Here is a 16,007-nt window from a genome sequence, read left to right as displayed (position 1 = left end):
CCTAATGGTTATGCGTATCAAAACCAGCTTTAGCCAGTTCGGAGGCCAAGTAGAAAGCGCCTTTCACAACGACTTTTGAACCACTATTGATATCATCAATGGCGATCCCTCCTTCAAACTCGCCGAGACGTTTTACTTCAATGGGGACATATTCTCCAGATTCGTGCTCGATGAATACTTGCCAATCACCATCGCTTGAACGCACCAGAGCGCTTTCTGGTACCACACTCACATTTTGTCTATTTGCGGGAAGTTTGATTGTGACAAACATGCCTGGATGCAATAGATCGTTCTCATTTTTTACATTGAGTCGTACGACTCGTGAGCGAGTATCGGTGAGTGCAAAATGACTTTGTTGAGTGACCATAGCACCAAATTTCTGGCCCAATACCTGCACTTCGACTTGCGTACCGGGTAAGACGTTTAGCGTTTCTTGCAATGGCAGTTGCGCATCAACCCAAAGTGACGATTCGTCTGTAATAAAAAAGAGAGGAGTACCAGCGTCAACGCGTTGCCCACGAACAAATTCATCATTGATCACAACACCTGCTTGTTCTGCATTTAGGACATACTGGCCCATTTTATCCAATGGCATCGATGGCAAGGCATCGATTTGACCCTGATCGAGGCCGAACGCTAATAGTTTTCCGGTTGAGCGGCGAAAGTCAATGTTAATCAGCTGTTTATCTTTGTCACTGATGATACTGCTTCCTAAATTTTTTACACGCTGCCATTCTTGATATGCACTCAGATAATTCGCTTGTTCGTTTGCGATATCTGGACTGAATAGTGTAACGAGCTGAGTGCCTAGATTGACTATGTCGTTTTGTTTCACATGTCTTTGTATGACGATGGATTCGGTTCTAGGTGTAACAATGTAGCTTGCGTAGTTATTCGCTCGTACTTCACCCTGCAAAGTCAACAGTGAGGTGTGTGTTCTTGGTTTAATTTGTTGTATCTCAAGACCAATGTTGGCGACTTGCTGTGGCGTTAACTTGATAGTGTTTTCTTGGCGTTCATCGTCTAAATGAACAGCGTTGTTTGCCAAAACTGAAAAGTGCATAAGCATGGAAAATAACACGGCGACACGTGTCGACGCGGAGAAATTTAAATTCATAACGTTTACCTAGCATGGGGCAAACTCGGCTCATTTCATGGAGAAGGACACGGGAATTCCTACATGTAAAGGCAATGCTTTAGAAAACTATCTATCATTGCCGCTAAACGTATGTAGAACGTAACTGTATCCAAGTACCATAGCAGTCTAACCAACCCCAATTATGTTGAGCTGGATTAAAACCGAGCAGGCGAGTCTACCGAAAATTTTAATTTAAAAAGGTGATTGAAATTTAAATGCGCTAGGCAATGGGCGGTCTAAGCAAGGAGGCGTAATAGCCTTTGGATTGGTGTTTAATCCAGTTGAAAAGGTGTGTTGTCAGGCCGTCGTCAAGGCTAGGTGAGATAGCGCTGTTGACCCAACTAATATGGGAACCACTGCAATGGCCACAATGATGACAATCTTTAATGTGGTGGCCATCTGCTTCAGAATCAGAGTTTACCGTTTTTTTGGTATCAAAGAGATGGTCGTGCTCAGTTTGTAAATGACTTTCTGTTATTTGATGTACCGCATTCGAATCAGCCATAGCAGCGATACTCTGAAATGCCACTATGCACATCAAAAGTAACGAGGTAACTAAACGAAATAGAGTACTTGAAAACAAAATGACTACCATAAATTATTCTGCGTAGAAGGTATCAAATCTAAACGAGATTGTCATGCATTTGGTGACACAGTGAAAAAACAGTTTAGAGATGTGATGTTAGGAAGCCGTTTTGAATTTTAACGTGAAGCAGTTGCAATCACTCTGACGGTATGGAAGATTACGGATACAAATAGTTGCAAATAAAAAAGAGAAAAATGCTCCAGATTAGACCAGCAGAAATTGAAGATGTTTCTACGATTCTACATTTTATCAATGAGTTAGCGATATATGAAAAAGAGCCTGATGCAGTTTTCGCTACCGAAGAAAAACTCATCAATACCTTGTTTTGTGAAGGCGCAACGGCGCATGCAATTCTGTGCTTTGACGGCGACGAAGTCATCGGGTTTGCAGTGTACTTCTTTAACTATTCTACATGGCTTGGTAAAAACGGCCTTTACTTAGAAGATTTATTTGTGAGCCCATCCCACCGAGGAAAAGGGGCAGGCAAAGCCATTATGAAGTACTTGGCAAATCACGCGTTAGAACGTAAATGCGGTCGATTTGAATGGGTTGTACTGGATTGGAACAAGCCCGCAATTGATTTTTATGAAAGTATAGGTGCTCAGGCTCAAAGCGAATGGATTATCTATCGACTCACTGGACAAGCTTTAGTGGATTTTGCCAAAGCTGAATAATAAGGTTCAGTGCCAAAAGTGGCTAAATTAGTTCTTAGAAGGTGATAAGCTTTAGTTATCACCTTCAGGCTTTGTGCGACTATGTATACCAAAACTCAGTTTCAGACGGCGAGACAATCGCGAGACCCTCGTTTCGATGGGTTATTTTATGTTGCAGTGAAAAGTACCGGGATATACTGTCGTCCCATATGTCCTGCGCCGATGGCGAAAGAGCAAAATGTTGAATATTTTGAATTTGCACATCAAGCCGCACAAGCGGGTTTTAGGCCCTGCATACGTTGTCGACCTGACAGTGCCCCAGGAAGTTATGCTTGGCAGGGGACTGGGACAACCGCGAATCGAGCCAAAAAGCTGATTGATGAAGGCGCATTGAATGAGGGATCAACGACTGATCTTGCAGACCGTTTAGGAATTTCGGTTCGCCATTTGAACAAACTTTTTCAGCAGTACTTTGCAACGACACCTAAGTCCTATGCACTTTATAAGCAATGTGATTTCGCTAAGCAATTGTTACAGCAATCTCAGTTGAGCATCACAGACATTGCCTACGCGAGTGGGTTTTCATCAGTGCGCCGTTTCAATGACGCGTTTTCGAAGCTTTATCAACTCACGCCTTCTCATTTGCGAGCAAAAGGGTCGCAACCGATTACCACATCTATTCGATTATTTTTAACGTATCGACCGCCTTATAACTGGGTTGTGTTGCAACGCTTTCTGGCTGCTCGCTTAATTAAAGGCCTCGAATGGGTTTCGGATATCAGTTATGGGCGAACCTTTGAATTGCATGAGTATTATGGTCGTTTCACCGCAACCCTTAATGAAGAAAAGCATGGTTTCATGGTTGATATTGACATTAATGACGTCAAAGGTTTGCATGTTGTGGTGCAAAACATTAGGCGTGTACTCGATCTTGATGCGGATTGTTCAGTAATTGAGAATCTTCTGAAAGGGAAGGTTAGTGCTAACTTTGAGTTAGTGGAAGGACTTCGTTTGCCAGGTATTTGGAGCCCATTTGAAGCTGGGATAAGAGCTATTTTAGGGCAGCAAGTGTCGGTAAAAGCGGCTCGAACTTATGTACAAACACTTTATGATCAATTAGGTGTGCAAAGGGGGGATGTTAAAACCTTTCCAACCCCTAAGCGAGTCGCGACAAGTGAACTTGATTTTTTCAAGATGCCAGAAAGGCGAAAAGCATCGTTGAAGTTATTAGCTGACTATGAATGGCGGACACCTGCACGGGAACTTGAAGAATGGTTGGTGATTAAAGGAATAGGTCCATGGACAGTCCAATATGCGCAAATGAGAGGACAAAGCCATCCTGATATCTTTTTAGGTGGTGACTTAGGAGTCATTAAAGCGATGGGCAAGTGTGAACAGTTTAAGCAGGAAGATGCGGCGCCATTTCGCTCATATTTAACGTTTCAACTATGGAGTTTATTATGATCCTTACTGCTAAAATGCCATCGCCAATTGGTGAAATTACCTTACAAGCGACGGAAAATGGACTGTGTTATGTTGGTTTTCATCCGATATATGAAGAAGTAAAAGGTTCTAATAAGCATTTAATCCAAGGAATGACGGAATTAACAGAGTATTTCAATGGAAGAAGATTTGAGTTTGAGGTTAAGCTCGACGTAAAAGGGACAATTTTTCAGCGCTCCGTTTGGCAAATACTCAGTACCATTCCTTATGGCCTAACCTATAGCTATAGTTGGATAGCGAATAAACTAGATAACCCCAAGGCTGTTCGAGCGGTTGGGGCTGCCAACGGTAAAAACCCAATCAGTTTTATTGTGCCTTGTCATCGAATTATTGGTGCCAATGGGACCTTAACGGGGTATGCAGGTGGTATTAATGCCAAAGCTTGGTTACTTGAGCATGAAAGGGAACATTATCATTAAATTTCCCAGTATCATGTGCTTATCTCTCTATAAATACAGAATTGTGGCAAATAAGGATCGAAAAGTTAGCGATTTTTTACTATGCTTCACTTACTAACTATGCGAGAGCAAGCTTCTTCGAGACTCCATGAAATTTGTCGCTATCTGGGTGTTTAGCCTTTTTTGCTCAATAACGTGCTATGGTTCTGAAATTATCTTTTGCTACGAAGATAAAGCACTTCCCCCAATGTTTATGGGAGAAGGTTTTGACGTACCCAAAGAAGACCCAGGTGCAAGTATTGAGATTTTGCAAAAGATAACCATTGCTGACCCGCATATTCATTTTCAATTTGTAAGACGTCCTTGGAAACGTTGTTTAGCAGATCTTACTTTAAACAAAGTCGACGCGGTTATCGCCTCTTACCGAGAGGAACGTGAATCTTTTATGGTATTTCCTAAACGAGTGGATGGGCGTTTGCACACTCGTAAAGCAATTAGCCAATTTGGTTCTTGTTTAATCGTTAAAAAGACTCGTGTTAATCGTCTTCAAGGCACGGCAAGTGTCACGGTAGCCGTTCCAAATGGTTATTCCGTTTCATCTGTTTTAGCCGAACAAGGTTACCGAGTGATAAATACTTACTCGCAAAACGATGCTTACGATTTGGTGTTAAAAGGTGTTGTTGATGCAACGGTGGGGATTTGTGAAATCGGCCAAGAAAAAGTGATTGGCTTTTTGCACTCAGATAGCCTTGCTGCAAAGTATCCAGCATCTGAGATGAATTATGGATTTGTCGCGTTTTCAAAAGGATATGCAAAAGAGCATCCCTCTACTGTAAATGCGGTTTGGCAACATTTAGAAAAGATGCCGAGCACACCGCTCTATTTGAAATACATTATGAAAGGATTGGAAGACTGAGTTCTTTCGTTTTTTAGCTGTTGTTTGATATTATCCATTGGATTTTCTATAAGGTAATGACAATGGCACAGCTGTATTTTTATTATTCCGCGATGAACGCGGGCAAGTCGACAACCCTTCTGCAATCCGCATTCAATTATCGCGAAAGAGGTATGACGCCTTTTATTCTTACAGCAGCAATTGACAATCGCTCAGGAGTTGGAAAAGTAGCGAGTCGTATCGGTCTTGAAGCCGATGCACACGTTTATGAAAACGAAACCAACGTGCTTGCCTTAATTAGCGACGCACACCAAAAGCAAAAACTGGATTGTATTTTGGTCGATGAGTCGCAGTTTCTAACAAAAGATCAAGTGCTCCAATTGACTGACGTCGTTGACCATTTGGGTATTCCAGTTTTGTGTTATGGATTACGAACGGATTTTCGAGGCGAACTATTTTTAGGTGCTCAATATTTACTTGCGTGGGCAGATAAATTAATTGAATTGAAGACAATTTGTCATTGTGGACGCAAAGCAAACCATGTGTTGAGGTTAGACGAGCAGGGTCTTGCAGTTGCAGATGGCGCCCAAGTGGAAATAGGTGGCAATGACCGATACGTATCGGTATGTCGAGCACATTATAAAGAAGAGTTAGCGAAAGTCTGCTAACTCAATTTGTAAAATTGGTCATTTCGGCCCAAGATTACTTTAGTGTGCAAATGCGATTCTATGAATTAATCATCGTTATTTGCTCTCGTAAGAACAGACAAACATTCTAAAAAATGTGAGTATCTGGCCGAAATGATAGACAAAGATGCGCCTTTAAGTTTCTTTCAGAAAGAATCTGACGAACATGAGAGTCATGACGAACGAGCATGGCCAGTACTTATCGTCGATGATGATGAGCAGGTGCATATTCTATCTAAATTAGTCCTCAATAATTTCATGTATCATGGAAAAAAACTTGCAATACTCCATGCCTACAGCGGCGACGAAGCTTTATCTATCCTTCGAGACAAACCAAGCGTAGCGCTCGTTCTTCTCGACGTCATCATGGAAACAAACGATGCGGGACTTCGATGTGCAGAGCAAATTCGTAATACCTTGATGAATGATACTGTGCAAATTGTGCTGCGGACCGGACAGCCAGGGGATGTCCCTGAACAGGTTGTTATGCAGCAGTACGATATCAATGATTACAAATGCAAGACAGAACTGACGAAAGAACGGTTGTTCTCGACGGTTACGGCTGCATTGAGGGCATTTGAACATGTCTCAAAACTCAAGCATTTATCTGATGAACTTGCGCTACTTAATCAAAGTTTGGAGTTGAAAGTAGAACAACGCACCGCCGAGCTAAAAGCGTCCAATGATGAACTTGTTGATGCAATGGCTGAAATCGAACGCCAGCAATTTGCGCTTGTTCAGGCTGAAAAACTTGCCTCACTCGGTCAATTGGCTGCAGGTGTTGCACATGAAATTAATAATCCACTTGGTTTTCTATTTTCTAACCTTGAATTTTTAGAGTCTTATCTTGGCAAGTGGCAATCAATGTGGAAAGACACAGTAAATGCTTCGATTTCAAATGAAGAACAGTATCTTCAGCAGCTCGAGGTTTTGAAAAAGAATTACCAACTTGATTGGGTCTTCGACGACGCGAATGACTTAATGGGGGATGTCAAACTTGGCCTCAATCGCATTCAGGCGATAGTGAAAGATTTAGGTGTATTTACGGCACAAGAGGTACAAGCTGTCGAAGACGTTAATTTATCCAAAATGATTCAGCTTGCTTTGGAAAAGTCACAGGAAATAAAACCGCATTGTTGTGTTGTTGAAACTCAAATTCCAGAAGATTTTTTGATCCGATGTATTGGTTGCCAAATAGGTACAGCAATAACTAATGTAATTAAGAATGCGTATGAAGCGGTTGTAGACAAAGCGGAAGGTAAAGTGCTCATCTCAATTAAACCTTTAGATAAAGACAGCTTAGAAATTCTAATTGAAGACAACGGCAGGGGAGTCGAACCTGATATTTTAAATCGCATATTTGACCCGTTCTTTACCACTAAACCGATTGGCTCGGGTACAGGTCTTGGGCTCAGCATCGCGATAGCGATTATTAAAAGCCATTTTGGCGATATGTATGTAGAGTCTCAGCTCGGTTTGCATACTCGAGTACACATTGTGCTTCCAGTAGGCAAACCTCATTGATAAATTCAGCACGCCTTTGACAATGCGCACTCGATTAAACGACAAATTACTTTGAGTTACTAAAAGCGTATTTTATCGAGTCCGATTCCCCTGAGCGTTTTAATCCAAACAACCATCGAAATATTTGCACGCGTTTCACGATTTCAAATCCTATTGCACAACCAGCCAGAGTGGACACAAGTAAAAGCGGAAACTCGATGATAGGATGGAATAAATATGGCTTAAGCCACCAAGCGAACACGACGATGAGCGTTTGATGGAGAATGTAATATGGCAAGATAGCTTCATTCAAATAACGTAACACAGGACTGGGTCGATTTAGCCAATATCCAGCATATCCCACCACGGCAAACATAAATCCCCAATGGTTCATCGAAAATAGGTAGCCATATAAGATCTTTACCACATCATTGGTTTTATACATCTCAGCAAGAGAGGCAAACATCCCATGTCTATCCAATAAAATAAACATGTAACTAGTTACGGCCAGCATTAAAAATAGACGTCGTTTTTCAATGAGTTTTGACCACCAAATAATGTGTCGAGGAAAAAAGTACCCAAGAATAAAGGCACCAAAATATTTAGCATGATTGTACCAGTCACCTACCAACGCGTTTGATGGAGGATACGACTCCCTTAGAAAGTACCAACTTAAGACAATCGATGTCATTGTGAGAATAACAAACGATCTCGCTGAAATATTCGAAAACCACTTTGCATTTGCTATGTCCAATAGTATCGGGTGAAGCACAATAACAATGGCGCTATAAAGCCATAAATAAGGTAAAAACCAGAGATGATTCCACGTAAGAAGCCCTATAGGGGAGTGATGTTTAGTCAGCAATGTTGTTTTAGGATTGATGTATTGACTCCAAAAAGAGAGAAAGCCTGGCTCTATGAGCTGTTGGCTAAGTGCTTCGACGTAAACCTGGGGGGCGACAATGGTAAACATACCGAAAATGAGCGGAATTAATAAGCGTTTACTTCGAATCAGGAGCAAGTCTTGAGCATGATAACGTTTTAAAACGAGCGACAAGGCAACAGCGCTAATAAAAAACAGCAACGACATTCGCCAAGGATTTGTTAACACCATAACATCTTGTAGCCAGACGTAAGTCGTGTCACTTTTAATATGCCATCCCCAATCAGCAACGTAGTACATGCCGATGTGATATAGAATTAGGACGCCTAAAAGCGATTGTACGTATCCAATCAATATCATAACGACGAAGATTAAGGTTGTTTTCCATAGCCAGCTCCAGTTATATTTTTCTCAAGTGTGACGTGACACGTCCAAAAAAATACGCATAAGTGTTTGTTCTGACTTGTTTTAGGGATTAGCGGTGGATATTGGGGATAAAAAAAATACTTGGTTTGAACGTCTAGACCAACATCAACGTTTTTATGGTTATATATGCTTGGCAATCTACCTTTTCATCAATAATTCCATCAATGCGTCAACGCAATGGATGGAGTGTTTACTCGACATGGCAATCCGAGTATTTCGTTGTGGGAGCCGATTGTTTGGGAATACTCCAGTGCGTTGAGCACATTTTGCTTAATGCCGTTGTTGTTTTGGTTTTTTCGAACATTTCCACCTCGTTTTAGTTATATTCGCAAACAGATTTTAGTTCATTTAGTAGGAACGATTGTGTTCAGTTTAGGCCATATTGCTTTAATGGTTTTAATTCGCCATTTAGTCTATTTAGTGGCAGGTGGACTATATGATTTTGGTGATTGGATGAGAGAAGGATGGTACGAATACCGCAAAGATGCATGGGGCTATGTTTCTTTGTATGTTGTATATCATCTTGTGCGATTTGGTTTTTCTAGGGTGAAAGGAGAAGCAGTTCCTATCACTAGTGAACAAGCTCCAGATGGTAATTCAGTAGTGCCTTATCCGGAACATTTCTTGGTTAGAAAACTGGATAAAGAGTTTTTGGTTAAAGTTGCCGAAATTGAATGGCTCGAATCATCAGGTAACTACGTCAACCTACACAGTAATGGCCGTGTATATCCGCTTCGAGGCACTTTATCTAATGTGTCACAGAGGCTTAAAGCTGCAGGTTTTAGCCGCATTCACCGTAGCTATAGCGTAAATCATCATGCTATTGAAAGCATTCAATATCAGGCAAGTGGAGATGGAGAGATTAAACTAAAGGCCGGAACTCATTTACCTTTATCAAGGCGATACAAAGATGAGTTTAAACGTAGCTTTAGTTGAGTTGATTCTCGAAGTAACGATATCCAATAGGTAGAGTTGATTTTATTGTTCCTAATTGAGGTTTGTGGTAATTTGAAGCGTTATTAGCATCTTATTGATGTAGTTAGCAAAAAGATAAATTATTTCATCAAAACATGGAGATTTAGTATGAAAAAACTGCTCGTTTTAGGCTTTAGTTTGCTATTTTCATTTTACGTACAAGCGCAAGATGCGCGACGCGAAGCAGTAGAATCGCTACTCACTTCAATGCAAATGGATTCAATGATGGAATCAATGTATAACCAGATGCAGCAATCTATAGTGAAAAATTCACCCCAAACTAGGTAAAACGCCAGAAGAACAAGCGTTATTTGATGAACACACGAAGCAACTTTTTGATGTAATGCGTACGGAAATGAGTATGGATAAAATGCGAGCAGACATTATTGATGTTTATTTAAAGCATTACACTGAAAAGGAAATTTCGGATATGTTAGCATTTTATGAGTCTGAGTCTGGACGTTCCATGCTAACGAAAATGCCTCAGGTAATGTCGGATACAATGCAAGTTTCTATGAAGATGGTTCAAAGTTTCTTACCAAAAATTCAGGAGTTGAGTCAGGAATTTAATGAGAAACTTGAAGTAAAGCGAGCAGAAAAAGCAAATACACAAGCGACTAATAAAAACTAATCATACTTGTTAAATATGTGCCTTAAGCCTTTTGTTTGTTGTGTGGCACGATTTTTTGATCAATTATGGTGTTTAGCTTTGTAAAGGTGCTGGCTCTTTGTGAAGAGCCAGTCTTATCCATCTTAACAGGCAGTTGGAACATCAAATCAATTCGAACTGATAAAATGGACTTCGTCCTTTTGATGAGGCTGCGCTGACCAATTCCAAGCGACAAATCGACTTTGTTTACTCCCTTGTTCCATATCGACAACTTTCCAATTGGTGACGCCCAAATCTTTTGCGTGTTTTTCAAGAGAGTTTAAATTATCGGATTTTGACACGAGACTCGTAAACCAATTTACCTGTTCCGAATATTGCTGGCTTTCACTGATCATGTTTTTAATAAACGTCAGTTCACCCCCTTCGCACCACAATTCCGGTGCATGACCACCAAAATTGAGATTCGATTGAGTCTTTCCTTTTAAGTTACGCCACTTTCGTTCTGTGCCCGCTTGTGCTTCTTGTGCTGAAGTGTGAAAAGGGAAAGGAAGGGGTAAATTATTCATAGTGTATTAAATCTAAGAACTTGGATTCTCGTGAAAGAAAGTTGAAAAAAGTTTCAATTTATAAGAAAATCGACGATGAACGGTGTGCTTAGTCACTAGGGAACGTTTCTTGGTTTTGAAGCACTATAGAGCGCTTTTAGTTAGGGTCTCCGAATTTGAAAGCTTCAAATCCAGCACGGAACATTTTCAAATCCGAACGTAACGACCCTTAGTCAACGTTATGATGCCTAATATGGCATAGCGCAACAAAACACCCTAGCTCATCACAGTAATGGAGTTGATCATCATGTAAATTAAACGATTGTTAATCAGCAATGAGGAGTTCGATCTTTTAGATGGCAATAGGTAGTAGTTACTCATTTATGGAAGGAGGTTACTAATTTAAAAGTAAACTAGCAGCTTTATTTAAGGTGTGGTTTCTTGAATGGAAAATATTTAATATATTGCACGAATTTTGGTTTTAAAGTTTCACTATTGTATTTCGCCACTTGCGGAATGAGCTCTAAAGTTGTGATGTAATATTAATATCATATAAAATTTCAAATAATAACTTGAAAACGCCCTAGGAAATATTTTACATTTGTAACCGGTCGTTTGATTGATGGACATGGATTAGTTCGTTGTTAAAGTTTATAAAAAGGATCTAACTTGACAATTGATGGCTGTAATTCATTTCTAAACCTTTCCTTTAAAAGCTTATTTTATCGGTCAAGGGTCAATCTTCCGAGCATGGATAATGCAAGTCTTTTTTGCTTGCAATGATGGAAATTATACCTATTGGATAAGGAAGAAACATGTCATCTATTACCGAGCTTAAAGAACAAGTAAATACAAAAACTACCAATTTTGTTTTGTTGTCAATTGCTACAGCAGGAATTTACTTAATTCTTTGGCTATTCAAAAATTCGAAAATAATAGCGTCTATTACAAAAAAAGAACTCGTAGACGATAACTATCCAATTTATATTGCTGTATGTGTTGGGCTTGGTGGTACTTTTCAAGGTTCTGGTGTTGCTGCTGTAGATGCTGTGGCGGGATTACTCTCAATTTCGAGCGCAGTGCTTTATATCTTGTGGGCATTTAGGGCTAAAACGGCATTACAGGAATATGCAACAAACGAGTATAAAATAGACCTTCGTATGAATGGGTTTTATACGTTCCTGTTTAATGTTTATTATATTAACTATTGTATTAACGATTTGGCTGAGATTCAAAGTAAACAAAATGTTGTTTCTTCAAGTCAGACAGAATCAGTCCAAAGTTAAATATATAATAATGGTATAGGAAGTGAATGCTTCCTATACCTAGGATACTTAATATAAAATATTGCTACCAATTCCAAGCGACAAATCGACTTTGTTTACTCCCTTGTTCCATATCGACAACTTTCCAATTGGTGACGCCCAAATCTTTTGCGTGTTTTTCAAGAGAGTTTAAATGATCGGATTTTGACACGAGACTCGTAAACCAATTTACCTGTTCCGAATATTGCTGGCTTTCACTGATCATGTTTTTAATAAACGTCAGTTCACCCCCTTCGCACCACAATTCCGGTGCATGACCACCAAAATTGAGATTCGATTGAGTCTTTCCTTTTAAGTTACGCCACTTTCGTTCTGTGCCCGCTTGTGCTTCTTGTGCTGAAGCGTGAAACGGCGGGTTGCACATAGTAAATGTAAACTGCTCACCAGGTTTAATAATATTATCGAACATCATTTCGCCATTTGGTTGATGTCGGAATTTCAGGCCAAGGTTATTAAACTCAGACCATTGTTTCGCTAACTTTAGTGCGTCTTTATTAATGTCAGAACCGACAAATTGCCAGCTATAGCATTTTAGTCCCAAAATAGGATAAATAGCGGAAGCACCAGTCCCAATATCCAGCCCTTTGACCTTATCGTGAGAATGAAAATCAGGTTGTATTTCTAGAAATTCGGCTAAATGATGAATGTAGTCTACACGTCCTGGGATGGGAGGACACAAAAATGGGTTTGGCACAGTCCAAAAATCTATCCCATAATGCAACTTAAGTAAGGCTTGGTTAAGCGTAATAACTGCTGTTTGATTTGAGAAATCAATGCTTTGCTGTCCTCTTTGAGTAATTACGATATGATTGGACAATGCAGGGTATACGGAAACGAGTTGCTTAAAATCGTAGCCTTGGCGATGAATATTTCGAGTATGCACAGTTCTTCGTGTTATAGGCAAAAGCTAAGTATACTTTAAACCTAGCTAACAAACATAATCTATTCCATCATGCTGTGCTTTCTATCTTTGGAAACTCAAAGTAAATGAGGATGTTAAGCTCTATTCGGTGGGCAACGCATAGTACAAGTACTTTGATTGATAAATAACATAGGAATCAACATGAATAGTCAGGAATATACAATCAAAACCATGTCATTAGATGATCTTAAACTGGCATCAAACTGGGCCGAACTTGAAGGCTGGAATCCGGGCAAATTTGATGCTGAATGTTACTATAGAGCCGATCCAAATGGGTTCCTGATGGGGTATTTAGGCGACGAGCCTATTGCTAGTATTTCGGTGGTTAACTATGGCAATGAGTTTGGTTTTTTGGGGTTTTACATTGTAAAACCTGAATATCGTGGAAAAGGTTTTGGTTATAAACTTTGGCAAGCAGGTATGAACTATCTTTCAGGGATCAATGTTGGATTAGACGGTGTTGTGGCACAGCAAGATAATTACAAAAAATCGGGATTTAAATTCGCCTATCAAAATATTCGTTTTGAAGGTTCTGTCGTCGCACCGAAATCAATTTCGGGAGAGGTTTGTGACCTTATCGACGTTGCATTCGATAAAGTGGCACAGTTTGAAACTGCCTTTTTCCCAGTTGAACGTAAAGAATTTTTGAAAAACTGGATTGAACATCCTGAGCATATTGCGTTTGGATACCTCATCGAAGGTAAACTGAAAGGGTATGCCGTTGCTCGATATTGCGAAAAGGGTGTTAAGGTCGGGCCACTATTCGCCGATAAAATAGAGTACGCGCAAGCACTTTTTGACGCAGTTCAGTCTCGTTTACGGGAAGGTGATACTATATATCTCGATGTTCCTGCAATTAACGAACAGGCGTTAGCATTAGTGGATAATTATGCGATGAAGCCCTGTTTTGAAACTGCACGTATGTACACAGGTAACATTCCTAAACTTGATGTTAGAAGAATCTTTGGTATTACGTCTTTTTGAAATTTGGATAGGAGGAAACAAGCCTAAGTATTTCATAAACGGCGAGCTGGGTTGCCGTGATTGCTGTCGATAGTCTTAGCTGGTACGATGAGTTTGATTTTACAAAAATAAAAGACATCAGGATGATCAAACAAGAATCGATATTGCTTCCATTTGGTGGTGCAAAACTGCATTTACGTCGAATTTACGATGATGAAAACACAGGTGAACCGGTGTTTTTCATGCACGGAGCTGTCGAAAATGGCAAAATTTTTTATATACGGAATCCAACAAAGGGTTGGCGCCATTTCTGGCTGAGCATGGCTATGATTGTTACGTTGCCGATCTGCGAGGTCGCGGAAAGAGTATCCCTAATATTGGCCCAGGTCATAGCTACGGACAGACTGAAGCTATCCTAGAAGACATTCCGACTATGTTGGAAGGAATAAAGGGGGACTCAGGGGTAAATATCCTCGCTTTTGGGTCGCCCATTCTTGGGGCGGTGTGTTGATGAACAGTTATTTCGCGCGCTTTCCAGAGATGATTTCACACGTTGATGCCTGTGTATATTTTGGCTCTAAACGCAGCCTTTATAACCGACACCCGCAAAAGTTTATACAGGGAAATCTGATTTGGTATGGTCTAGCACCTATTTTAGCTAAGAAACATGGATACCTACCTGCACGAAAGTTAAAGTGGGGAAGCGATGAAGAAACAGTAAAGTCACATCGCCAAAGTATGGAATGGGCGAAAATTAAACCTTGGGTAGATTCAGATGATAACTTTGATTATGCCAAGACGCTTTCCAAGATGGCACTACCGCCAATTTTGCATATTGCAGGTGTTAAGGACAAAGCATTGGCACAACCAATCGACATTAAAAAATTTATGGAAGAGTCGGGTTTAGGCACACAGGAAATTAGGATTTTTGGCAAACGTTTTGGCCATAAATGCAATTATGACCACATTAATATGCTTACGCACCCGAATGCACGTCTCGATCAATTTCAAGACGCGTTATTCTGGTTCCAATCCCATCTTAAAAATAGGTCTCTGTAATCGCTTTGCCAACCCGTAGAGTTAATTAGATAATTGAATTTACGGGCTTACTGATTCCTGGTTTAAAAGGCCCTCAAAATCTTTTTGGTATTTTTTCCAAGCCTCAATAGGCGCTTTTGTTAAGGGTTGGCGTACTTGTGACTTACTCAATGTATGGACCAATCGTTTCCCTTTATAGTAGTTCATGCATTCAGGGTCATAATACTGATCTAAAAAAGTTGAGTGTACTTTTAATGGTTTTTTCCGGTTCAGCTAAGAGCGTTTCATAGCTGACCGTGTGAATATGGCGACCAATACATTGCTTGAAATGTGTCATCAGTTCTTCTTCTGCTTGAGCATAAATTTGGTATTCCCTTGCAGAGCAAAAATAAGGTTCATCGTGTTCAAAATAATTAGAATACACGGACCATGCATTCGCATTAAACTCTCGAGTGACATGAATAAAGCGCGCATCAGGAAATAATTTACGGATCACCCCAATAGATTGAAAATTCGAAGGAAGCTTGTTAATGACGTAAGGCGCTTCAATTCGCGCGTTACGAATTTCATTGGTATAAATCTCTCGTCCGTAATCAAGGACATGGGTACTCAAACGGTGCAGACATTCTGGAAAAGGTGCTTCGACGCGTTTTTCTAAATAGCTTACAACCTTGTCACTTATTGCCGTATTTTCACCTAAAGAGTCGATGTTTTCGTGTTGGATCAGCATTTGCTCAAGCAAAGTAGAGCCTGTACGTGGTAAACCTACAATAAACACAGGCGTAAATGTCGCAGTAACTTTATCGAGAGATTGGTTAAAAAAATCACTGCCACATACCGATTTTATCGAACCAAAAAATGGAAGCATGTCTTCGGTTTGGAAGTGACATTGAGTGTACTGAGCCTCATTTGCCAATTTATAATGTAAAAATGCAGACTTGAAATCTTCACTCCGGTG

The 16,007-nt window shown here is 40.2% G+C and carries 17 protein-coding genes and 1 pseudogene; 12 read left to right on the top strand and 6 right to left on the bottom strand.

Translation table 11 applies throughout. The annotated features are described in order from the left end of the window. Position 1 precedes the first annotated feature (1 nt). Positions 2-1,117, bottom strand: coding sequence for an efflux RND transporter periplasmic adaptor subunit (locus NI389_RS17220; RefSeq protein ID WP_308362626.1), 1,116 nt, complete (start codon positions 1,115-1,117; stop codon positions 2-4). 241 nt (positions 1,118-1,358) lie between these two features. Then, a complete protein-coding gene (locus tag NI389_RS17215; RefSeq protein ID WP_308362625.1) occupies positions 1,359-1,643 on the bottom strand; it encodes a hypothetical protein in 285 nt (94 codons plus the stop codon). Between the two features lie 275 nt (positions 1,644-1,918). On the opposite strand from NI389_RS17215, the gene NI389_RS17210 reads away from it, so the two are divergent. The 6 genes from NI389_RS17210 to NI389_RS17185 all read left to right on the top strand — a co-directional run bounded on the left by NI389_RS17210 (position 1,919) and on the right by NI389_RS17185 (position 7,383). Beyond that, entirely contained in the window at positions 1,919-2,398 is a 480-nt protein-coding gene (locus tag NI389_RS17210; RefSeq protein WP_308362624.1) for a GNAT family N-acetyltransferase, read from the top strand. An 81-nt stretch (positions 2,399-2,479) separates the two neighbouring features. Next, positions 2,480-3,841: a DNA-3-methyladenine glycosylase 2 family protein gene (locus NI389_RS17205; protein WP_308362623.1), complete on the top strand. Its 1,362-nt coding sequence runs from the start codon at positions 2,480-2,482 to the stop codon at positions 3,839-3,841. Continuing rightward, positions 3,838-4,299 carry a methylated-DNA--[protein]-cysteine S-methyltransferase gene (locus tag NI389_RS17200; RefSeq protein ID WP_308362622.1) on the top strand — a complete coding sequence of 154 codons (462 nt, stop codon included), beginning with the start codon at positions 3,838-3,840 and terminating at the stop codon, positions 4,297-4,299. The genes NI389_RS17205 and NI389_RS17200 overlap by 4 nt, the downstream gene beginning before the upstream one ends. A gap of 127 nt (positions 4,300-4,426) precedes the next feature. Next, on the top strand, positions 4,427-5,194 hold the full coding sequence (locus NI389_RS17195; RefSeq protein WP_308362621.1) for a substrate-binding periplasmic protein: 768 nt from the start codon (positions 4,427-4,429) through the stop codon (positions 5,192-5,194). 62 nt (positions 5,195-5,256) lie between these two features. Beyond that, positions 5,257-5,841: a thymidine kinase gene (locus NI389_RS17190; protein ID WP_308362620.1), complete on the top strand. Its 585-nt coding sequence runs from the start codon at positions 5,257-5,259 to the stop codon at positions 5,839-5,841. Positions 5,842-5,973: 132 nt separating this feature from the next. Beyond that, a complete protein-coding gene (locus NI389_RS17185) occupies positions 5,974-7,383 on the top strand; it encodes an ATP-binding protein (protein WP_308362619.1) in 1,410 nt (469 codons plus the stop codon). Positions 7,384-7,429: 46 nt separating this feature from the next. Here NI389_RS17185 and NI389_RS17180 read toward each other — a convergent pair whose 3' ends face one another. Next, complete coding sequence (locus NI389_RS17180) at positions 7,430-8,599, bottom strand: acyltransferase family protein (protein WP_308362618.1); 1,170 nt, start codon at positions 8,597-8,599, stop codon at positions 7,430-7,432. A 249-nt stretch (positions 8,600-8,848) separates the two neighbouring features. Here NI389_RS17180 and NI389_RS17175 point away from each other — a divergent pair, with 249 nt between their 5' ends. From NI389_RS17175 to NI389_RS17165, 3 genes are all read left to right on the top strand, one after another. Next, entirely contained in the window at positions 8,849-9,607 is a 759-nt protein-coding gene (locus NI389_RS17175) for a LytR/AlgR family response regulator transcription factor (RefSeq protein WP_308362617.1), read from the top strand. A gap of 147 nt (positions 9,608-9,754) precedes the next feature. Then, complete coding sequence (locus NI389_RS17170) at positions 9,755-9,934, top strand: hypothetical protein (protein WP_308362616.1); 180 nt, start codon at positions 9,755-9,757, stop codon at positions 9,932-9,934. A 73-nt stretch (positions 9,935-10,007) separates the two neighbouring features. After that, a complete protein-coding gene (locus NI389_RS17165) occupies positions 10,008-10,277 on the top strand; it encodes a DUF2059 domain-containing protein (protein WP_308362615.1) in 270 nt (89 codons plus the stop codon). A 146-nt stretch (positions 10,278-10,423) separates the two neighbouring features. Here NI389_RS17165 and NI389_RS17160 read toward each other — a convergent pair whose 3' ends face one another. Further along, positions 10,424-10,822, bottom strand: coding sequence for an RlmF-related methyltransferase (locus NI389_RS17160; protein ID WP_308362614.1), 399 nt, complete (start codon positions 10,820-10,822; stop codon positions 10,424-10,426). A gap of 794 nt (positions 10,823-11,616) precedes the next feature. Between NI389_RS17160 and NI389_RS17155 the strand changes: the two genes are divergently transcribed. Continuing rightward, on the top strand, positions 11,617-12,087 hold the full coding sequence (locus tag NI389_RS17155) for a hypothetical protein (RefSeq protein ID WP_308362613.1): 471 nt from the start codon (positions 11,617-11,619) through the stop codon (positions 12,085-12,087). Positions 12,088-12,151: 64 nt separating this feature from the next. Here NI389_RS17155 and rlmF read toward each other — a convergent pair whose 3' ends face one another. Continuing rightward, positions 12,152-13,009 carry a 23S rRNA (adenine(1618)-N(6))-methyltransferase RlmF gene (gene rlmF, locus NI389_RS17150; protein WP_308362612.1) on the bottom strand — a complete coding sequence of 286 codons (858 nt, stop codon included), beginning with the start codon at positions 13,007-13,009 and terminating at the stop codon, positions 12,152-12,154. Positions 13,010-13,189: 180 nt separating this feature from the next. Between rlmF and NI389_RS17145 the strand changes: the two genes are divergently transcribed. Together NI389_RS17145 and NI389_RS17140 are read left to right on the top strand one after the other, a co-directional pair. After that, a complete protein-coding gene (locus NI389_RS17145) occupies positions 13,190-14,032 on the top strand; it encodes a GNAT family N-acetyltransferase (RefSeq protein ID WP_308362611.1) in 843 nt (280 codons plus the stop codon). 122 nt (positions 14,033-14,154) lie between these two features. Continuing rightward, positions 14,155-15,070, top strand: a pseudogene (locus tag NI389_RS17140) (alpha/beta fold hydrolase). A gap of 196 nt (positions 15,071-15,266) precedes the next feature. Here the strand turns inward: NI389_RS17140 and NI389_RS17135 are convergent. After that, positions 15,267-16,007, bottom strand: a 741-nt coding sequence (locus tag NI389_RS17135; protein WP_308362610.1) for a sulfotransferase family protein, incomplete at its 5' end; no start/stop codon positions are given.

The organism is Pseudoalteromonas xiamenensis, assembly GCF_030994125.1.
In the GTDB taxonomy this organism is placed as follows: domain Bacteria; phylum Pseudomonadota; class Gammaproteobacteria; order Enterobacterales; family Alteromonadaceae; genus Pseudoalteromonas; species Pseudoalteromonas xiamenensis_B.
Note: the sequence above shows the minus strand (reverse complement) of the source record. Positions and strands in the feature narration are given on the sequence as shown.